This window comes from Marivirga tractuosa, from assembly GCF_042140215.1.
Taxonomy (GTDB): Bacteria; Bacteroidota; Bacteroidia; order Cytophagales; family Cyclobacteriaceae; genus Marivirga; species Marivirga tractuosa_A.
On sequence record NZ_CP159478.1, the window covers coordinates 4,680,538 to 4,700,470 of the forward strand.

Sequence of the window (19,933 nt, forward strand, 5' to 3'; positions counted from 1 at the left end):
CCTATTATCAAATGGAAACACAATCAATAGAGAAAAGTCAAAGGATTAATTTAGGAGCAAGAAATGTAAAATTTTCAGACGATGCCATAAAGAAGTTAAATTATTTGCTAGGCACCTTATTCATTGGAATGAGCGTACTTTACTTTTTTAGAGATAATGCAGGAATAGCGGAAAAAGTAGTCTTCTGTAGCGCGTATTTTATAATGGGTTTGTTTTTTTTATTCATAAAAGCTCGAATTGAATTATCTCCTACCTCAAAATATGCTCCTCATTTCCTGGTTTCCGAAAATGGACTTAAAATTAAAACAGGCGTTCTTAAAAAATCTCAATTCATCGATTGGAATGATGTGAAGAAAATAGAATTGGGATATTACAAAATAGGAATTAAGGATCAAACTGGTTTACAATTTTATCCATATCAAACTAGAAAAGAAACCTCAATCAAAATTAAAAGGGCTATTGAAGACATTGCGGCTCAGAAAGGAATTGAAGTTGAGAATTTATTGAAAAAATAAGTTGATCTTATCTATAAACTAATAAAAACTATTAATCATACTCCAGAACCGATGGAAACACAATTAGAATTAAAAGGCAAAAGAATAAATTTAGGATTACAGAATGTTAAATATTCTGATTCTGCATTTCGGAAGCTTTCTTACTTTCTAGCTGCTTTTTGGTTTATATTAATAATAATAGACATTTTTTTTACAGAAAATAATGGGTTATTTGAAAAAATAGGTATGCCTGTTATATATGGGTTCAATGGCATTCTTTTCTTTGTAAAAGCTCATTTTGAATTATCACCTACCTCAAAATATGCTCCTCATTTCATGATTTCTAAAGATAGATTGAAAATTAAGAAAAATGTTCTTAAAAAATCGGAATTTATTAATTGGGATGATGTAAAGAAAATTGAATTGGGTTATTATAAAATCGGAATTCAAGATAAAACAGGCTTGAAGTATTACCCTTATCAAACTCGAAAAGAAACTTCAATCCAGATTAAAAGAGCTATTGAAGACATTGCATCTCAAAAGAGAATAGAAGTTGAAAATTTATTGAAAAGATAAGCTGATCTTCAATAATCAGCTTATCATATTCTATAAAGTTCCTTAAGCTCCAACACAGTTCCAATCTTGGCCATACTGATTGCCTGTTTCCTCCAGTTCATCCTCAAAATCTTGAATCTCATCAGGTGTGCCACATTGGTCTTCCTCAATACCAGTATTGGCTTCAGTACACACCACGCAAACTTCAACTAGTCCGCATGCTGAAATCATTAAAATCATTAAAAGGGTTGATAGTTTTTTCATAAGACTGTTATTTATCTGATTCTTCAGTTTCCTCTACCTCATCAATTGTCAATCGATTTTCTCGATTAGCTATTTCCCAGGCGGTATAAAAAACCAAATCTGTTCTTTTCTTTAATAAATCAAATTCAATCTTCTCTACAGTATCAGTATGCTGATGATAATCATCATGAGTACCGTTAAAATAGAAAATGATTGGGACACCATTTTTAGCAAAGTTCCAATGATCAGAACGATAATAAATTCTATCTGGATGATCTTCTGCATTATAAGTGTAATCCAATTCTAATTTAGTGTAATTCTCATTCATTGCTTCACTGATTTCATGTAATTCAGTAGAGATTCTGTTAGACCCAATTAAATATACAAATTCTCTATCATCTTTATGAGCAGAATCTACACGACCAATCATATCAATGTTCAAATTAGTAACTGTATTTTCTAAAGGAAAAACTGGGTTGTCAGCATAATGAGCTGAACCTAATAATCCTTTCTCTTCACCTGTTACGGGCATAAACAATATACTCCTTTTAGGGCCTTTTCCATCTTCTTTGGCTTTCACAAAAGCCTCCGCTATTTCTAGAACCGCAGTAGTACCTGAAGCATCATCATCAGCACCATTATATACTTTTCCATCTTGAATTCCTACATGATCATAATGAGCTGTCAATATAATTAGTTCATCCTTTTTATCGGTTCCTTCCAGATAGCCTAATACATTTTCAGTTTCCATGATTTCTGTATTGATTTCTGCAAACAATTCGGCATTGGCTACATCACCCAATTCCAATTCAGAAATAGACTTCCCGAAAATATCCTGTGCTAATTCTTTATAAAGCACCACGCTCGCAAGGCCATCCTTTGATGGTTCATCTCTAGACAACGAACCGTGAGTAGCATAATATTGTCCATAACGCATTACCATATTCATTCTGCTACTATCTTCAGCAAATACGACAGCTCCTTTTGCTCCTGCCTCTTCAATTGCTTTTAAAGTAGGGGTAAACTGACCATCCGCTTCAAAAGCTAAGAATTTACCTTTTGCTTCAATACCCTTAAGGTCTTCCTCCTGAGCTTTGTTTACAAATACGATTTCAATTTCGCTTTTTTCAAAAGGAACATTTGCCCAATAAACCATCTGCTCAAGATTTTTAATGGTTTTCCCTTTTATTTCCATTTCTGCTTTTCCTCTATAGGTTTGGTACAAATTAAACTTTTGGAAATAAGATCCATCAACCGGAGCTTGAAGCCCTAATGACTCAAAATGATTTTTAATATATTCTGCAGCCATTTTTTGGCCTTTTTTTCCAGTTTCTCTTCCTTCCAAAGAATCAGAGGCTAATAATGTTAAATGACGGGTTAAATCATCATCAGTAATAGTTTTTGCATATTTTCTTGCTTGCTTTTCCATTACTTGGGCTGATAGCAAACTAGCAGCCAATAAACTCATCATGAGAGTTGAGAAAAAAGTCTTCATAATTAAGGGGTTAAAGGTAAATTTATTTAAATTTTTTACTGTTATGTGAACAAAAATCCTAAATAATATATTGTACTTTTGTGGCACGAAACAGTCCGTGAATATCTAAAATATTTATTAAAGATACTTTCAAATATTATGAAATTAAACCCTCTGTACCAAGAAAGATTTGATGTAAGGCATAATGCACCGGATAATCAGCAAATATCAGAGATGCTGAAAACGGTAAAAGCTGATTCCTTAGAACATCTGATTGATGAAACAATTCCAAAAGCTATCCAGCTGAAGAAAGAATTAAACCTCCCTGAGGCACAAACTGAGTTTGAATTTTTAGAGTCGTTCAAAGAAATTGCTCAAAAAAATCAAATCTTTAGGTCTTACATCGGATTAGGGTATTACAATACGCACACACCTGGTGTAATCCAAAGAAATATTCTCGAAAATCCGGGATGGTATACTGCTTATACTCCTTACCAAGCTGAAATAGCTCAAGGTAGATTAGAAGCTTTGGTCAATTTCCAAACTATGGTAATGGATTTGACTGGAATGGAATTAGCAAATGCCTCACTTTTAGATGAAGGCACTGCTGCTGCTGAAGCTATGAGCATGTTCTATGGTTTAAGGAAAGGCAAGAAAAAATCGGCTAAAGTATTCTTTGTTGATGAAAACACCTTCCCTCAAACTATTGATGTCCTAAAAACCAGAGCTAATCCTTTAGGTATCGAGCTAAGATTTGCTGATTTATCGCAATTGGATGTTACTGATTCCGATATTTTTGGGTTTTATGCTCAGCAAATTAACTTAAAAGGAGAGGTCAATGATTTAAAGCCAATTATTGAAGCTGCTACTGAATATAATATTTATTCCACCATAGGTGCAGATTTATTAGCTTTAACGTTATTAACGCCTCCTGGCGAAATGGGCGCTGACTGTGTAGTTGGAACCTCACAAAGATTTGGTATTCCACTAGGTTATGGCGGACCTCATGCCGCATATTTTGCTACAAAAGAGGCTTATAAACGACAAATCCCTGGTAGAATTATTGGCGTTTCCTTAGATAAAGAAGGAAATAAAGCCTACAGAATGGCACTTCAAACCAGAGAGCAACATATAAAAAAGGAAAAAGCGACTTCCAATATTTGTACAGCGCAAGTATTATTGGCTATCATGTCAGGAATGTTTGGGGTTTACCACGGGCCTGTCGGTTTGAAGAAAATTGCAGTAAGGACTCATTCCTTAACTAAATTATTAGCCAATGGACTTACAGCATTAGGATATGAAGTAATCAATAAAAATTATTTCGATACGATCACTGTTCAATTAGAGTCAGAAAAATTAAGAGAAAAGCTTCATTCAATATTATATGAAAGAAAAATCAATCTTAACTTAACTGGAACCCATACCGTTTCAATTGCTCTAAATGAAACAACTCGTATTCATGACATTAAAGAATTGATAGAAATATTTGCATTGATAGTGGATGAGGATGCGAATAAATATTCTGTTGAAGACAAAGTTGATTCATTAGAACTGGATTGGCCAAAACAATTGATTCGTGAGAGTAGATTTATGGAGCATCCAATTTTCAATCAGTTCCATGCTGAGCACGAGATGTTACGCTATATCAAAAGATTGGAAAACAAAGATTTATCATTGGTACATTCCATGATTTCTTTGGGCTCTTGCACCATGAAATTGAATGCAACAGCTGAAATGATTCCAATCACTTGGCCTGAACTAGCACATATTCATCCTTATGCTCCAAAAGAACAAGCTTTAGGTTATCGAGAGATGTTCATCAAATTGGAAAATATGTTGACTGAAATCACTGGATTTGCTGCTACTTCTTTACAGCCTAATTCTGGTGCTCAAGGTGAATACGCTGGTTTGATGGTTATCAGAGCTTATCATCAAAGTAGAGGTGAAGATCATAGAAATGTAACAATAGTTCCTTCATCTGCACACGGAACAAATCCTGCAAGTGCTGTAATGGCAGGTATGAAAGTGATTATTACCAAGTGTGATGATCAGGGAAATATTGATTTAGATGATTTAAAAGCAAAGGCTGAAGAGTATAAAAATAATCTAGCAGCTTTAATGGTAACTTATCCTTCTACTCACGGAGTATTTGAGGAAAGTATTCAGGAAATCTGTCAGATCATTCATGATAATGGCGGTCAAGTTTATATGGACGGTGCCAACATGAATGCTCAGGTTGGTTTAACATCTCCAGCTAATATTGGAGCAGATGTTTGCCATTTGAATTTACATAAAACGTTCTGTATTCCACATGGTGGTGGTGAACCAGGTATGGGGCCAATTTGTGTTGCAGAACACTTAGAAGATTTCTTGCCAGGCAATCCATTAGTGCCAACTGGAGGTAATCAAGCCATTTCAGCTATTTCAGCGGCTCCATGGGGCAGTGCCAGCATTTTAGCAATAAGTTACGCCTACATCTCTATGATGGGAAGCCAAGGCCTTAAACAAGCTACACAACTTGCTATTTTAAATGCTAACTATATTAAAGAAACATTGGCGGGTCACTTCCCTGTTCTTTATACCAATCAAAAAGGTAGAGCTGCGCATGAAATGATTATTGACTGCCGTGCTTTCAAAGAATATGGTGTTGAAGTGGAAGATATTGCCAAACGTTTGATGGATTATGGATATCATTCCCCAACTGTTTCATTCCCTGTTCCAGGCACGATGATGATTGAGCCTACGGAAAGTGAAAGCAAAATGGAATTGGATAAATTCTGTACTGCTATGATTTCAATTAGAAAAGAGATTCAAGAAATAGCAGATGGAAAAGCAGATGCTGATCAAAACGTTTTGAAGAATGCACCTCACACTATGTCAGTAGCATTAGCTGAAAAATGGGAATTGCCATATTCTCGTGAAAAAGCAGTTTTCCCATTAGAATCTATTCGTCAAAGTAAATTCTGGCCAAGCGTTAGCAGAATTGACAGTGCTTATGGTGATAGAAACTTGATGTGTAGCTGCATTCCAGTTTCAGAATATGAAGATAAGCCTGAAGAGGCATTAGCATAAATTTACAAGCAGTTTAAAATGAAAAGCCTTTCAGATTTTAAATTTGAAAGGCTTTTTTTATGATTACTGGAAAATATGATCGAATTATAATAAAGTGAAAAACCTTATTCTACTATGATAGACTTGGTTTTATTATACTGTGAGCCTCCCGCCTCAACTATAAAAAACTTAGGATTATAATAACTTAAATCGTATTCTTTTGTAAATAAGCCAGATTTTGAAACAGTTTCTTGTTTAATTAAATTTCCAATTAAATCGTAGATTTTAATGGTGACAGATTTGTCATTTTCTTTATAGAAGCTAACAGTGAATTTCCCTTTATCCGTTTTTTTTAATTTAAAATCAAACTCAGGATTAACCAACAATTTTTTAGGGTAATTCACTCTACCATCCTTTTCAATACCTTCTAACTCAACACTGTCTTTTGAGCTTTCTTGGGCATAAGAGAAAGAAAGTGTAAAGCATAAAAAGGAAAGTATAAGTAAAACTTTTATCATATTTTAAGGCTATAATTAATTCTCAAATTTATCTAACACAAAATCTTTGCCATTAAAAGATGCAAAAGTATTATAATTTACCCATTCCCCTAAATTTATATAACGTGAATTTTCGTTTACTTCCAAATCAAGTGGTAAGTGCCGATGTCCAAATACATAAAAATCATGATGTGTTTGGCTTTCTACCTCTTTAGCGTAAGTCCAAAGCCACTCCCCCTCTCCCAAAAATTTCTCCGTTTCATCTGTACTGCTGCTAATTCTACTGCTAGCAGACCATTTATTGGCAATACTAATCCCTAAATCTGGATGTATTTGTCTAAATAACCATTGACATACTTTATTAGCAAATACTTTTTTAAGAAATTTATATTGTCTGTCCCCAGGCCCTAAGCCATCACCATGGCCAATCAACATTTTTCTATCTTTAGCCAATAAAGTTATGGGCTCTCTAAAAACCTCTATACCAAGTTCTTCAGTGAAATAACCAAACATCCACATATCATGATTGCCGGTAAATAAATAGATTGGCAAACCTGAATCAGCTAATTCTGCTAATTTTCCCTGAAAGCGAATAAAGCCTTTAGGAATGGCTTTTTTATATTCATGCCAAAAATCAAATATATCACCTACCAAAAATAAAGCACAGGCATCAACTTTTATTTTATCCATCCACCGAACTATCCTTTGCTCTCTTATTAAGCTTTCCTCTTGGTTAGGAGCTCCTAAATGAAAGTCTGAGGCAAAGTATATTTTTTTATCTGCTGGTATGTCCAGTTTTAGGGTTTTCATAATTCGCTACAAAGCTAAAAAAAGCATATTAAAACTTGGCTTTTTTTGTCAATTTCAAATATGAAAACTTATAATTTCTAGAAAAATAGAACATAAAAAAAGCTGAACCTAATTGAGATTCAGCTTTAATGTTACTACTTATGATTTCATTATTTACCTAAGAAAGAACTTAACATCCAGTGGTGTTTCTCCATATCTTGGATGAAAGTATTTAGCATATCTTCAGTTCCTACGTCTCCTATATCAATAGCAGCATTCATAGCATCTGTTAAATAAGATAATAATATTTGATAATCATTTAGAATTTCCTGTACCATTTCTTCAGCGGGTAAATCAGTTGGAGATTCCTTGATATTAGAATTTTCCATATAGTCACTTAAATTACTAAGCGGTGTATGACCAAAGACTCTAATTCTTTCAGCTATCTCATCTATGCTTTCTTTAGCTATATCATATCTTTCTTCAAATTGCTCATGCAAATCAAAAAAGTCAGCTCCTTTCACATTCCAGTGAAAATTTCTCAACTTTTGATAATGCATATGATAATTAGCTAGTAATGCATTCATTACTTCAACTAATCTTTCTGTTTCTGATTTGTCGAAACCTAACTTTCTATATCTTTTATCTACTGTAGTACTCATGTAATTAATTTATTTTGGTTCAATAAAAAATTAAAAAATCAGTATTACTATTAATTTTTGTAGTTAACTGATTCTTTCAATTGATTGATTGTATCTTTTCCTTTAGTGGAAACTGTATCAATCTCCTTATTTAATGTTGATTTCAATTCATCAATTTTCTTTAATGAATCTTTATAAGATTGATCAACATTTTTCTTCAATTTTTTTCTTGTTTTATCTCCTTTTTCAGGTGCATATAATAAACCTGCAACTGCTCCTGTCAACAATCCTAAACTAAATCCTGTCAAAATTTTTACTCCGTTATTCATAGCGATTTTAATTTTTAGTTTTTAAATATTCTTTACTGTTATAACCCCAAAAAGAAAATAATGTTACATATATTGACATTTTTAATCATAAAATGTTAATATTGTTAACAAATGACAAAAATATCAAACAACATAAAATATCTACGGACAGAAAAGGGATTGAGCCAAACCGCTATGGCAGAGGCTGTTGGTCTTAAAAGAGGTAATATTGCCTCTTATGAAAAGGAATTGGCTCAACCCAGTATTGAAAATTTGGTAAAAATAGCAGACTACTTTGGGATAGATATTCATCAAATAGTAAATGAAGACTTACAATATTCATCCAAAAAGATAACACAGGAGAAAAATCCTTTTAAAATATTTGAAGAAAGTTTCCCAATCCAAGGTTTGAAAGACCGTGTGAACGCTTTAAAAGGAAATCATAATGCAGAGGACAAAGTCAAAAGACTTAGAGATCAAAACAAGGATATCCAAAAAATGGTTGATGGCTTCAGAGCTTTTCATAAAATGAGAATGAATTCAAGTGATGGTTCGGAAGACCTTACTAAGAAATTGTCTGCTGATTACATCAACTTATTGGATATACTGCAAACTGTTTTAAAGAGTAATACAGATTTAATCAAAATAATAGATAAAAATCATGACTAATATATTGAGAATTACACTCCTATTTCTAACAATTTTTTCTACCAACATATTAAATGGGCAAAATTATCAAAAAGATGTAGAATCAATCGAATCAATTATGACCGCTTTAACAGAAGTGATTTCTGGACCTGCTGATGAGGAAAGAGATTGGGAGAGATTCAACTACTTATTTTCCGAAAACGCAAAACTTATTCCAACACAAAAATCAGAAACTGGTGACGTATCTTATAACTATTGGACTCCTCAGGAATATGTTGAAATGTACAAGAAAAATAGAGGAGGCACAGCTTTCTATGAGCAAGAGCTTTACAGGGTAACAGAATCTTTTGGGAATATTGCGCATTGTTTTAGCACTTACGCTGTGCGCAAATCCAAAGATGGTGCGATCCAAAGACGTGGCATAAACAGCATTCAATTATTGAAAGGAAAAGATAGATGGTACATCATGAATGTTTTTTGGAGCAATGAAACAGAAGAAGAGCCATTGCCCCAAAAATATTTAAAGGAATAAACTTTCTAGTTATTTATTAAAAACCTGTTCCTCCACAAAAGTCAGGATAGTATCACTCATATTTGAAATTGATTCAGGGCCTGCCCCATATCTAGAAACACTTTTGCTTACACCTTTTCGGTTATATGTAAATTTCTGAGTGGGCAAATCCATCATGTTTGATTTATATTGTTTATCCAAATTAACCCAATCAGCTGATTCAATTATGCCCAATAAAGATTCAAACTGATCATCCGTTAAAACTACTTCATGCTCTCCTGATACTTCGGTATTTTCCTTCCCATTAAAAACCAATTTTTTATCTCCGTATAGAGATAATTCAAAAACCGGGCAGGGTCCCATACATGACGTAGTATTTAAACTAAAAATTTCCTCTACTTTTTGAGAGGAAGTAGCAGAATTTGTTTTGCAAGATACCATCAAACAAAATACAAATAATATGCTTACATAATTATACTTAAAAATATTCATGATCGATTAGATGTTTTTATAACAATAGATTAATAATTATTAAAAACCAAAATAGAATAATTAAATTTAATGTTCATAACATTATTCACGAAGTATGAAAAATCCATTACTCATTACATTGGTACTATTAATTTCCTTATCATTTGCAGGAAATGCTCAAGTTTTTAAAAAAGTAGATCCTGTAATTTGTCCTGTTGACCACAATTCTTATGATACTTTTGTTCCTCCCTCTCAGGATTTTTTAGATCAACAATTTAAAAGATCCGCAAATCATGCCAATATAGTGGTAAACTACAATGGTTTTACGGAAGAAGCCCAAGTAGCTTTTCAATATGCTGTAGATATTTGGGCGAGTCTCCTTAAATCCCCAATTCAAATAATAGTTGAAGCTAATTTTGAAACGTTGGAAGAAGGAGTGCTTGGGTCAGCTAGCCCCAATGGTAGTATAAGAGATTTTGAAGGGGCTCCATTGAAAAATACTTTTTATCCCATTCCTTTGGCGGAGAAATTAGCTAGAGAAAATCTTAATGGGACTGAGGAAGCGGATATAATTTCACGTTTCAATAGTGATTTTGATTTTTATTTCGGTTTAGATGGAAATCCTCCAGTTGGCCAATACGATTTTGTTTCTATCGTTTTGCATGAGTTAGGGCACGGCTTAGGCTTTACAGGAGGGGTTTCTTTTGATGATAACAATGAAACGGGGTCATGGTCGATTTCCAACGGATTCCCAACTATATTTACACAATTTGCCGAATTAGGAAATAATACTCCTATTACTTCATTAACAGACAACTCTACTGAAACTGGAGATGCTTTTACTGGAAATAATTTATTCTTTAATGGCCCTTTCTCTGTTTTAGAATTAGGTGAAACACCAAAACTTTATGCTCCTAGCAGTTGGAATCAAGGCTCCAGCTTTTCGCATTTAGATGAATTAGAGTATCCTGCAGGTGATCCTAATTCCTTAATGTCTCCACAATTTGGGTCTGGGGAAGCAATCCATGACCCTGGCGTAACAATGGACATTTTTGCTGACATGGGATGGATTTATACTTTCCTGGAACACGAAAATAATTTCCAAATTACCGACAATACTACCGATCCTTTCAATGTTGAATTAAAAATTCTAAGTGACACCACTTTTGATTCGGAAAGCCCTGTTGTGGTTTATTCTATAGATAATTTCGAAACTTCCGATTCCCTTGATTTAGTAGATTCTGGCGATGGTATCACTTATGAAGCAGCTATTCCAAACCCAGGCAATAATTCTATTATTAGATATTATTTTGCTGGCGTAAAAGATATTTCTGGTCGCGAATTTCTTTCGCCTACAAATGCCCCTGAAGAATTTTATGAAATAAATATTGTGAATTTTTCATTCATAGAAGTGCCTTACACTTTAGCTGATGGAGGTGATTTCGAATCAAACCAGGATAATTTTCAAAGCGTAGCATTAGAAGGAGGCATTAATTTATGGGAATTAGGAATCCCTGGAAACAGATTAAATGAAGCTATCTCGGGTGAAAATGTATGGAAAACAAAATTGACTGAAAATATAGGGAATGAGGAAAAAAGAATTAGTAGTGCTTTAATTTCGCCAACTTTTGATTTTTCAGACGAAAGTAAAAACCATGAGCTATCATTTAATTTTATTATGGAAAATTCTTATTCTGAATCAACAGGTATATTTGATTTTGGGCCATTTGGGCTGAATGTACAATATAGCTTGGATAATGGAGAAACATGGGAATTATTAGGTGGTACAAATGATGATGCAGGTACTAATTGGTATAATATATCAGAATCTTCACCCTTAGTGTTTCCTGAGTTAGAAAATGTCGGTTGGATTGAACAAACTATAGAAGTAGAAGACGGAGATACTACTTTTATACCAAAAGAAGTTAAGTATAATGTGAGTTTTTTAACTGGTTTTGATCAAGTAAACTTCAGAATCGTTTTTTATGCAGCTGCTGGTTTTTCAGATATTGGTTATGAAGCCGATGGGGTATTAGTTGATGACTTTCAAATCAACAAGAGTAGTCCTACTGCAGAATTTAAATTAAAAGGAACAGGAATTGCTTTCGTAGGAAATGAGGTTGACTTTGATTATATATCTTCAGGAGCAAGCTCCTTTGAATGGGATTTTGGAGATGGAAATACCTCTACACTTGAAAATCCAACCCATATATATAATGAAAGAGGAAGTTATGATGTAAGCTTAACTATTACAAGTCCTGATGGAAATTCTACTGTAACCAAAGAGAATTTTATAACAGTGATTCCTACTGGTGAAATTCCTTACAGTATAGCTGATGGTGGTGATTTGGAAGGGGAAGTCTTAGATTTTGTAATCGAAAACGTATCAGGGACAGGCTTTCAAATAGGGCAAAGCACTGTTGAAGGAAAGGCTGGAACGGCAAGTGGAGAAAATGCTATTGTAACAGGACTTAATGAAAATCAATATCAAAATAATTCTGAAGCGTATATTTATACGCCTCAATTTGAATTTGAAAGTATAGGTAATTATGAATTTGCTTTTGAAACAAATTATAGTTTTGAGGATAATTGGGATGGGTTTATTGTAGAATATACATTAGATCAAGGGGAAACCTGGCTAAAGCTAAATGATGAGCAAGCAGATGATTGGTATAATCAAATTAGTGACCCACAGTCCGTTTTTGGAAATCAGGTTCCTATTTTTAGTGGAAATACAGCTAATGTTTTTGTAAGAAAATTTACAGATATTTCATTTTTAGGGGGAGAAGGCACAGTAAGTTTTAGAATTAAGTTTTTAACTGATGCAGCAGAAATTGATGCTGGGATGGCGATTGACAATATTGAAATAATTGGACCTGAGCCTGAACCAGCTATTCCTAATTTTAGTGCTAATACTCAGTTAGGATGTGAAGGAACGACTGTTGTTTTTTCCAATGAATCTTCTGGTTCAATTAAATCTTTGGAATGGGATTTTGGTGAAGGGGCTGAACCTGAAACTGCCACGGGAGTTGGCCCACATGAAGTTATTTATAATAATTCGGGAGGGTATTCCGTCTCTTTAACAGCTGAAGACGTAAATGATGTATTAGTAACTGAAGAAAAAAATGATTTTGTAATTATAGGGTCTGACCATATTCCTACTTTTACTGTATCAGAACCAGATGAAGACGGATTAGTTTTGTTGACAGCAAGTGAGGGAGATTCTTATCAATGGTTTTATAGAGATGCAATTATTGAAGGCGCTAGAGAAAAAACCCTTTTAACAGAAAGTAGCGGAAATTATAAAGTTGCAGTCACAATTGATGGCTGTCAAGGGATTTCTGAAAATTCCATTGTCACTTCAAATGATTCTCCACTTGCTAAAAGCTTCTCAGTATTTCCAAATCCTTTAAATAATGAGAGAGAACTGAATATTTCTTTTACAAATGAATATTTGGGGGAATATAATGTGGAGGTTTACAGCTTGAAGGGGCAACAAATTTTAACTGAAAAATTTAATAAGGTTGATCAAAAAGAAGAACAAATAATCAACTTTAATGAGGCTAAGGAAGGGCTTTACTTGATAAGAATATCCACTGGCAAGCAAAGCACTCAAATGAAAGTTCTAATAGAATAGAGTTGATAAGATTAGGATCTCAAAACCTATAAGTATTCATAAAGCTTGCGGGTTTTTTATTTCAATCCAGGCTCCCCTTGGATAGATATAAATAATTGTTTTTCAATGAATTAATACTTGGGAAAGTTAATTTAAAACCCCGAATTTCGCCATATATGGCAATTTTCGGGGTTTTGTGTTATATTGTAGTTGAGAAAAAAACAAATAACAACTGCAATATATGGCACAGCTGAATTTATTCCCACTCAAATCAATAGTTTCTCCAAAATGGTATATTTTCAAGACACTCGAAATCGGAAAAGTACATGAAAGGCTTCCTTTAAAAGAACTGGGAGAATGTCTCCCCCCACAGGATGAAAACAGTAAAGGTGCTCCCAGATGGTTGAGCAATGAGGGCATGTTTGCCCTGATGTTTTTAAAGCATTACCTGAACCTGAGCGACCACCAGTTGATAGAGCGTTTTAATACCGATTGGTCTTTGCAAATATTTTGCAACAGGCCACTGGCTGATGGTGAACTCATTAAAGATTCTAACCTGCCTTCAAGGGTAAGGACCCATATTGCAAAGCATGCGGATTTAAACCAGTTGCAAACAGTTTTGCTCAATCATTGGAAGGATGACATAGAGAACACCCATGTGCTGTCCATGGATGCCACCTGCTATGAGAGCTGCATCCGTTTTCCCACAGATGTAAAGTTATTATGGGAGTCCAATCAATGGGTATATGAAAAACTGCTTTTCAAACTTTGCAAGGTTACCGGTGAAAGAAGACCGAGGAACAAGTTTATTGATCAAAAGCGCAAACAGCTCACCTATGATAGGCTGCGCAAGAAGAGCATAAAAAAAGGGAAGGCCCGTAAGAAGAGCTTGATCTACCTGTTGGGCAAAGGGCTGGGGCAATTGCAGGATTTTCTCAACCTTCATCCGGAAGTAATACTTACTTCCCACCAGTACGGCTACATCCGCACCATTAAAAAAGTACTGCAACAACAAGAATACCTGTTCAATAATCCTGGCGAAAAGGTAAAAGACCGCATTGTTTCACTCTATAAGCCCTATGTTCGCCCAATAGTAAGGGGAAAGGAGAACAAGCCCGTGGAATTTGGGATGAAAGTCCACATGCTACAAACAGGAGGTATTCAGTATTTTGACCTGATGGACTTTAATGCCTATAACGAATGTAAAAGACTTAAGATAAGCTGTTTAAAGCATAGGATGCTTTTTGGGCAACTGCACCAACTGTCTGCCGACAAGATATACCCTACAAATGAAAACAGGCGCTACATTACCTCTAAACATATCTTCACCAACTTTGCCAAAAAAGCCCCGTCAAATTAAGCAAGCCCGAAAAAGCCTTACAGGCAGAACTTAACAAGGACAGGTCAACGGTGTTGGAAGGTAGTTTTGGGAACCATAAAAACCACTATGGGTTAAGGAAAATAAAAGCAAGGGGCGCTCAAAACGAAAGGGTATGGGTGTTCTTTGGTGTCATGGCATCGAACGCCAAGAAACTGGCCTTGAACAAAATTTCTCCCCCAGTCCGAATGGCAGCCTGACGAGAAAAAAATGAACATCACATTATTTTACAGGACAGGTACGTCCAATCGCTAAAAAACGAAAAAAATCAAACTGTTTAAAAGTGGAAATTGTACTAATCGAAGAGTCTGAAATCATATTTAAGATGGAAAAATACTTGAGGTAAAGAAATTAAATTATCATACCCCCTAAACGTTCGCTATTTCAAGCATTTTTCAAGAGGAGCCCAATCCAAAAGGTGATGCATTTTCAAAACCCATAAGTTTGTTGTTTTTAGGATGCTTGAACTGAATATATTCCGCATGCAACATCAACCTTTCAGCCTTATTTCCATAGAGAGTATCGCCAACAATAGGTGCGTCCAATCCTTTAGGATGGGCAGCATGAACTCGCAATTGATGGGTCCTTCCTGTTACTGGAATGAAAGTCACCATAGTCTTTTTTTCATTTTGATTTATCAATTTCCATTTGGTTAAAGCCTTTCTCCCAGCTTCAAAATCAACTTTTTGCATAGGTCGATTATCCTCATCAACAGCTAGAGGCAAATTTACTTCGCCATCTTTTTCCTTTAATCTCCCCTCTAAAACAGCGGAGTATCTTTTTCGAATAGTCTTATTCATAAACTGCTGCTGGAGAAATTTATGACTTTCTAGATCCTTGCTAATCAGCATTATACCAGAAGTCAGTTTATCCAATCGATGGGCTAATAAAGGGCCAGTAGCTTTGGGATATTTTTTTTGCATTCGGGTCAAAACAGAATCCTTTATTTCTTTTGAAGGAATACTCAACAATCCAGCTGGTTTTACTATCACTGCAATCTGTTGATCTTCATAAAGTGTTTCAATTACTTTGTCTTCAGCTGTGTATTGCAATAATGGGTCAACTTCAAGCTTTAAACCTTTCAACATATGTCCTAAAATAGGCTTACATTTTCCGCTACAAGCTGGATAAAATCTTCCTTCTTTCCTCAATTCAGATTTTGGTGCTTTTCCCCACCAAAATTCTCCCATGGCAATTGGCTTATATTGATGGGCAAAGGCGTATTGCAATAATTTGGGCAATGCACAATCTCCTGCGCCAGATGGAGGGTAACCAATAGGCTCAAAAACCTCTTCCAATCCTTTTGTATTACCCTTTACATTTAAAAATTGGTATTGGTCAAAAATTTGTTTCTGAAGTTGTGTGGATTTTTGTTTTCTTTCCTTCTTTAAATGTTGGATTTGAGATTCATAAACCGCAACTTTCGATTGGATGTAAGCAATTTTCTTTTTCCAAGCTTTATTTAACTTCTTGTAGTTGTAATCTTCATTAATGCTCTCTTTTCTTAGTTTATCTTCCAATTTATCAAAAGCTTCAGGGCTAAGATTAACCATTCCTTCCTCTCGTTTTTCTTTTCTTAAAGCCTTTGCTTTTTGCTTTTTTTCTTGCTCGGATTTTAATTCCAAATTTGATTGCTTGCTTTGCTCCTTAAGCTCAGCCATTAATTTCTTAAAATTCTGGTCTTCCTCAAGCGTCTTGATTTTGCGGTTGATTTTCACCAAATCTTCTTCCCCTTTTTTGTAGAACCCTTCTAATTCCAACCGATTGTAAATGGGCGGAACAAATTTGACAGGTGGTTCACCCTCATAATCTTGTCCAGAAAAAGAGGCTATATAACCAAGTTCACCTGCCTGATTTTGTACAACAAGTACACCATACATCTTTCCACTTATCTCATTTTTAATATTTGTAGTTCGTAATATTTCTTGTAATTCTTGCGCTGCCAATTCAGTAAGCGGATGAGGCTCATAAGAAAAAGGGAAAGTAAATTTTTCTGGTAGGGAATAATCTGAGATGTCTGATTCGTAAGCTATGAAATATGGATCCTGCATATTAAGAGAGATGATTGTGATGCTTTTGGCCAAATTGAATTTAGTATTGCAAAATTAAGTAAATAAAAACTTAGCCCAACTTTTAAATCTATTTCAATGATGATTCAAAAATCCTACTAATTATCATGTATTTGATTGACTAATATCATCAACATTAAAAAATCTCTAACGTTCTGATTATTAGAACCAAAAGATATAATCATGAAAAATAAAAGAGTAGTAATTACCGGAGGAAGTGGAGCGATAGGACGGGCACTCGCCAAAGAGTTATTGGCTAAAGGAGCCTCAGTCTTAATCACAGATTTAAAAGAAGAGGATTTAAAAAATGCTAAGGAGGAATTAGGTTCTGACAAGCTATTTACCTTTAAAGCTGATGTAAGTCAAGAAAAAGAGGTAGCCAAATATGTGGCTTATGCAAAAGAAAAATTAGGAGGCATAGATATCTTCTATAACAATGCTGGTGTGGAAGGTAAAGTGGCACCATTAGATGAATATCCTTTAGATGTATTTGATCAGGTTATAAATGTAAATATTAAGGGTGTTTACTATGGATTGAGGAATGTATTTCCAGTAATGAAAGAAAATAAAGAAGGTGGAAGTATTATTATTACCTCCTCCGTAGCTGGTTTAATGGGCACGCCAAATGTTTTGCCTTATGTAACCAGTAAACATGCTGTAATCGGTATGATGAAAACTGCAGCATTAGAAGGAGCTCCTCATAAAATCAGAGTGAATACTGTTAATCCATCTCCTGTAGATAATCGAATGATGCGATCTTTAGAAGAAGGATTTGCTCCTGGAGCTGGCGCAGAAGCTAAAAAAGGCTTTGAGCAAAGCATTCCGCTGCAACGCTATGCAACCAACGAAGATGTTGCGAAGTTGATGCTCTTTTTAGGAAGTGATGAAAGCAATTTTATAACAGGAACTGTTAACCCTATCGATGGAGGAATGACGGCATAATTATTATCGTAATTCTATACAATTATGTACGCAAATGAATCATCTAATGATCATTAATACCCTTACTATTAACGTAAATGGATTTTTAAAACTCTTTTTAAATTAATAAGTATATAATGCTAAATATTAATATTAAGAAAGCTTTGAAAAGAAGAGCATAAAGTTTAATATATATGCTTAATTTTAAGGTTAAATTAATACCCCATGATTTTAGCTGCCAGCGTAGATATTCCTATTTTAAGCGATATAGTGGTCATTCTAGGACTTTCTATTTTTGTAATCCTTCTTTTCCGAAAATTAAAGGTGCCGCCAATTATCGGTTTCTTGATTACGGGGATAATTGCGGGACCTTATGGTTTTCAATTAATTGATGCTACAGAAGGCGTAAAGGTATTTGCTGAAATTGGTGTAATCCTATTATTGTTTATTATCGGGATTGAGTTTTCTATCAAAAGTTTGATCTCCATCAAGCGAGCAGTTTTCATAGGGGGAACAGTTCAAGTGATAGGCACCATTTTACTAGTGATGTTAATTGCCCTGAACACTGGGTTTGATTTGAGTGCCGCTATTTTTCTAGGCTTTCTTTTCTCACTGAGTAGTACGGCTATTGTACTCAAAATCATTCAAGATAAAGGAGAAACTACTACTCCACATGGGAAGACCATTTTGGCTATATTGATTTTCCAGGATATCATAGTAGTCCCAATGATGTTATTTACTCCCCTTTTGGCTGGGGAATCTCAAAACATCTGGATGGAAATCCTCATGATGGTGCTAAAGGCAGCATTACTAATTGCATTCGTTTTAGTAAGTGCAAGATATATCGTGCCATGGCTGTTTTATCAAATTGCTAAAACCAGAAGTAAGGAGCTGTTCATACTCGTAATCGTATTAATCTGTTTTTCCATAGCATGGCTGAGTTCTGCTTTAGGACTATCTCTTGCACTCGGTGCCTTCTTAGCTGGACTTATTGTATCTGAATCAGAATATAGTCACCAGGCAGCAAGCAATATCTTACCTTTTCATGAGCTATTCACCTCCTTCTTTTTTGTGTCAATAGGGATGCTTTTGGATATCTTTTTTGTAGCAGATCATTTCCTCATCATAATTGGATTGATGGTAGCTACTGTAATTGGAAAGTCATTAATTGCTACACTCGCTGGAGCTTTTTTAGGGTATCCAGGGAGAACTTCCTACAGAATTGGCTTTTCAATCTTTCAAGTAGGAGAATTTGCCTTTATATTATCTACTGTTGGAATTACATATGCTGTAATTTCAGATTTGACCTATCAATATTTCTTATCAGTTTCACTTTTCACCATGGGAATTACTCCCTTTATGATGAGTATTTCGCCAAAATTGGCAGATAAGTTAGCCGCTAGTAGATTGGCTTCTGCAATTGGTAATAAGACACAAAGAATGTTCTTCTCTTTTCCCGAAGCCCCTGAAGAAGGTGCTGAAATACCAGAGGAAGAGCTAGATAAACATATTGTGATTATAGGATTTGGACTGAATGGTCAAAATGTGGCGAAAGCAGCTAAAAGTGCAGGCATTCCTTATGTCATTTGTGAAATGAATCCTGATACGATCAAAAAATACAAAGCTTTGGGAGAACCGATTCACTACGGAGATGCTATTCAGCCCGAAGTTTTAAAAGGTCTTGGCGTTTATAAAGCAAAAGTAGTGGTTATTGCTATTTCAGATCCCCTGGCAACTAAGAGAATTGTCACTCAAATCAGGACGATTAGCAATACTATTCATATAATAGTAAGAACTAGATTCATAGCTGAAACCGAAGAGAATCTTCGCTTAGGAGCAGATGAAGTTATACCAGAGGAATTTGAAACTTCGGTTGAAATTTTCACCAGGGTGTTGAATCAATATTTTATCCCCCAGAAAAAAATCAAAGAGTTTGTCCGTAATGTACGAGCAGATAATTATGAAATGCTCAGAGGTGTTCTCAAAAGGAGTCCAATGCAAAAACTGACGGAGGAATTTCCAAATTTAACGACCGCTTGCTATGAAATTGAAAAAGACCATAATGAAATCACCGATAAACCAATAGCAGAAACTAACATTCGCCATAAATTCGGTGTTACAGTGATAGGTTTGAAAAGAGAGGGTGATTTAACTACCCAAATTGGACCGGAAACCACTCCAAAAAAAGGAGATACCATTTTTGTATTTGGTAAACCCGAAGATTTGGAACAATTTTACGATAAAATCAGCATTTGAAAGAGTTACTT

18 protein-coding genes are annotated in these 19,933 nt (G+C 34.8%); 10 read left to right on the top strand and 8 right to left on the bottom strand.

Annotated elements, in window-relative coordinates:
- The first annotated feature begins 11 nt into the window (after positions 1-11).
- Positions 12-515: a hypothetical protein gene (locus ABWH96_RS20835; protein WP_375579411.1), complete on the top strand. Its 504-nt coding sequence runs from the start codon at positions 12-14 to the stop codon at positions 513-515.
- 51 nt (positions 516-566) lie between these two features.
- Positions 567-1,070, top strand: a complete 504-nt coding sequence (locus tag ABWH96_RS20840; RefSeq protein WP_375579412.1) for a hypothetical protein — start codon at positions 567-569, stop codon at positions 1,068-1,070.
- Between the two features lie 42 nt (positions 1,071-1,112).
- Here the strand turns inward: ABWH96_RS20840 and ABWH96_RS20845 are convergent, their stop codons facing one another.
- Both ABWH96_RS20845 and ABWH96_RS20850 read right to left on the bottom strand, forming a co-directional pair.
- Complete coding sequence (locus ABWH96_RS20845) at positions 1,113-1,313, bottom strand: hypothetical protein (protein ID WP_375579413.1); 201 nt, start codon at positions 1,311-1,313, stop codon at positions 1,113-1,115.
- Positions 1,314-1,320: 7 nt separating this feature from the next.
- Entirely contained in the window at positions 1,321-2,787 is a 1,467-nt protein-coding gene (locus ABWH96_RS20850; protein WP_375579414.1) for a M28 family peptidase, read from the bottom strand.
- A 138-nt stretch (positions 2,788-2,925) separates the two neighbouring features.
- On the opposite strand from ABWH96_RS20850, the gene gcvP reads away from it, so the two are divergent.
- Positions 2,926-5,838, top strand: a complete 2,913-nt coding sequence (gene gcvP / locus ABWH96_RS20855) for an aminomethyl-transferring glycine dehydrogenase (RefSeq protein WP_375579415.1) — start codon at positions 2,926-2,928, stop codon at positions 5,836-5,838.
- 104 nt (positions 5,839-5,942) lie between these two features.
- On the opposite strand, the gene ABWH96_RS20860 is transcribed toward gcvP, so the two are convergent.
- The 4 genes from ABWH96_RS20860 to ABWH96_RS20875 all read right to left on the bottom strand — a co-directional run bounded on the left by ABWH96_RS20860 (position 5,943) and on the right by ABWH96_RS20875 (position 8,073).
- Positions 5,943-6,335, bottom strand: a complete 393-nt coding sequence (locus ABWH96_RS20860; protein WP_375579416.1) for a hypothetical protein — start codon at positions 6,333-6,335, stop codon at positions 5,943-5,945.
- A gap of 15 nt (positions 6,336-6,350) precedes the next feature.
- Positions 6,351-7,124, bottom strand: coding sequence for a UDP-2,3-diacylglucosamine diphosphatase (locus tag ABWH96_RS20865; RefSeq protein WP_375579417.1), 774 nt, complete (start codon positions 7,122-7,124; stop codon positions 6,351-6,353).
- Positions 7,125-7,273: 149 nt separating this feature from the next.
- Complete coding sequence (locus tag ABWH96_RS20870) at positions 7,274-7,765, bottom strand: Dps family protein (protein ID WP_013454300.1); 492 nt, start codon at positions 7,763-7,765, stop codon at positions 7,274-7,276.
- Positions 7,766-7,815: 50 nt separating this feature from the next.
- Positions 7,816-8,073, bottom strand: a complete 258-nt coding sequence (locus tag ABWH96_RS20875; RefSeq protein WP_375579418.1) for a YtxH domain-containing protein — start codon at positions 8,071-8,073, stop codon at positions 7,816-7,818.
- A gap of 111 nt (positions 8,074-8,184) precedes the next feature.
- Between ABWH96_RS20875 and ABWH96_RS20880 the strand changes: the two genes are divergently transcribed.
- Both ABWH96_RS20880 and ABWH96_RS20885 read left to right on the top strand, forming a co-directional pair.
- Entirely contained in the window at positions 8,185-8,721 is a 537-nt protein-coding gene (locus ABWH96_RS20880; RefSeq protein ID WP_375579419.1) for a helix-turn-helix transcriptional regulator, read from the top strand.
- Positions 8,714-9,232, top strand: a complete 519-nt coding sequence (locus ABWH96_RS20885) for a hypothetical protein (RefSeq protein WP_375579420.1) — start codon at positions 8,714-8,716, stop codon at positions 9,230-9,232. Before ABWH96_RS20880 ends, ABWH96_RS20885 begins: the two co-directional genes overlap by 8 nt.
- A 9-nt stretch (positions 9,233-9,241) precedes the next feature.
- Here ABWH96_RS20885 and ABWH96_RS20890 read toward each other — a convergent pair whose 3' ends face one another.
- Positions 9,242-9,703: a DUF6438 domain-containing protein gene (locus tag ABWH96_RS20890; RefSeq protein ID WP_375579421.1), complete on the bottom strand. Its 462-nt coding sequence runs from the start codon at positions 9,701-9,703 to the stop codon at positions 9,242-9,244.
- Between the two features lie 94 nt (positions 9,704-9,797).
- Between ABWH96_RS20890 and ABWH96_RS20895 the strand changes: the two genes are divergently transcribed.
- From ABWH96_RS20895 to ABWH96_RS20905, 3 genes are all read left to right on the top strand, one after another.
- Complete coding sequence (locus ABWH96_RS20895) at positions 9,798-13,319, top strand: PKD domain-containing protein (protein WP_375579422.1); 3,522 nt, start codon at positions 9,798-9,800, stop codon at positions 13,317-13,319.
- A 220-nt stretch (positions 13,320-13,539) separates the two neighbouring features.
- Positions 13,540-14,658, top strand: a complete 1,119-nt coding sequence (locus tag ABWH96_RS20900) for a transposase (RefSeq protein WP_375579423.1) — start codon at positions 13,540-13,542, stop codon at positions 14,656-14,658.
- A 50-nt stretch (positions 14,659-14,708) separates the two neighbouring features.
- Entirely contained in the window at positions 14,709-14,876 is a 168-nt protein-coding gene (locus ABWH96_RS20905) for a hypothetical protein (protein ID WP_375579424.1), read from the top strand.
- Between the two features lie 195 nt (positions 14,877-15,071).
- Here the strand turns inward: ABWH96_RS20905 and ABWH96_RS20910 are convergent, their stop codons facing one another.
- On the bottom strand, positions 15,072-16,727 hold the full coding sequence (locus ABWH96_RS20910; RefSeq protein ID WP_375579425.1) for a pseudouridine synthase: 1,656 nt from the start codon (positions 16,725-16,727) through the stop codon (positions 15,072-15,074).
- A gap of 201 nt (positions 16,728-16,928) precedes the next feature.
- Between ABWH96_RS20910 and ABWH96_RS20915 the strand changes: the two genes are divergently transcribed.
- Entirely contained in the window at positions 16,929-17,687 is a 759-nt protein-coding gene (locus ABWH96_RS20915) for an SDR family NAD(P)-dependent oxidoreductase (RefSeq protein WP_375579426.1), read from the top strand.
- A gap of 204 nt (positions 17,688-17,891) precedes the next feature.
- Positions 17,892-19,922: a cation:proton antiporter gene (locus ABWH96_RS20920; protein WP_375579427.1), complete on the top strand. Its 2,031-nt coding sequence runs from the start codon at positions 17,892-17,894 to the stop codon at positions 19,920-19,922.
- Positions 19,923-19,933 lie beyond the last annotated feature (11 nt).

Coding starts and splice junctions, on each gene's coding strand:
- ABWH96_RS20835 (WP_375579411.1), top strand. CDS start 12: ATGGAAACACAATCAATAGAGAAAAGTCAAAGGATTAATTTAGGAGCA.
- ABWH96_RS20840 (WP_375579412.1), top strand. CDS start 567: ATGGAAACACAATTAGAATTAAAAGGCAAAAGAATAAATTTAGGATTA.
- ABWH96_RS20845 (WP_375579413.1), bottom strand. CDS start 1,313: ATGAAAAAACTATCAACCCTTTTAATGATTTTAATGATTTCAGCATGC.
- ABWH96_RS20850 (WP_375579414.1), bottom strand. CDS start 2,787: ATGAAGACTTTTTTCTCAACTCTCATGATGAGTTTATTGGCTGCTAGT.
- gcvP (WP_375579415.1), top strand. CDS start 2,926: ATGAAATTAAACCCTCTGTACCAAGAAAGATTTGATGTAAGGCATAAT.
- ABWH96_RS20860 (WP_375579416.1), bottom strand. CDS start 6,335: ATGATAAAAGTTTTACTTATACTTTCCTTTTTATGCTTTACACTTTCT.
- ABWH96_RS20865 (WP_375579417.1), bottom strand. CDS start 7,124: ATGAAAACCCTAAAACTGGACATACCAGCAGATAAAAAAATATACTTT.
- ABWH96_RS20870 (WP_013454300.1), bottom strand. CDS start 7,765: ATGAGTACTACAGTAGATAAAAGATATAGAAAGTTAGGTTTCGACAAA.
- ABWH96_RS20875 (WP_375579418.1), bottom strand. CDS start 8,073: ATGAATAACGGAGTAAAAATTTTGACAGGATTTAGTTTAGGATTGTTG.
- ABWH96_RS20880 (WP_375579419.1), top strand. CDS start 8,185: ATGACAAAAATATCAAACAACATAAAATATCTACGGACAGAAAAGGGA.
- ABWH96_RS20885 (WP_375579420.1), top strand. CDS start 8,714: ATGACTAATATATTGAGAATTACACTCCTATTTCTAACAATTTTTTCT.
- ABWH96_RS20890 (WP_375579421.1), bottom strand. CDS start 9,703: ATGAATATTTTTAAGTATAATTATGTAAGCATATTATTTGTATTTTGT.
- ABWH96_RS20895 (WP_375579422.1), top strand. CDS start 9,798: ATGAAAAATCCATTACTCATTACATTGGTACTATTAATTTCCTTATCA.
- ABWH96_RS20900 (WP_375579423.1), top strand. CDS start 13,540: ATGGCACAGCTGAATTTATTCCCACTCAAATCAATAGTTTCTCCAAAA.
- ABWH96_RS20910 (WP_375579425.1), bottom strand. CDS start 16,727: ATGCAGGATCCATATTTCATAGCTTACGAATCAGACATCTCAGATTAT.
- ABWH96_RS20915 (WP_375579426.1), top strand. CDS start 16,929: ATGAAAAATAAAAGAGTAGTAATTACCGGAGGAAGTGGAGCGATAGGA.
- ABWH96_RS20920 (WP_375579427.1), top strand. CDS start 17,892: ATGATTTTAGCTGCCAGCGTAGATATTCCTATTTTAAGCGATATAGTG.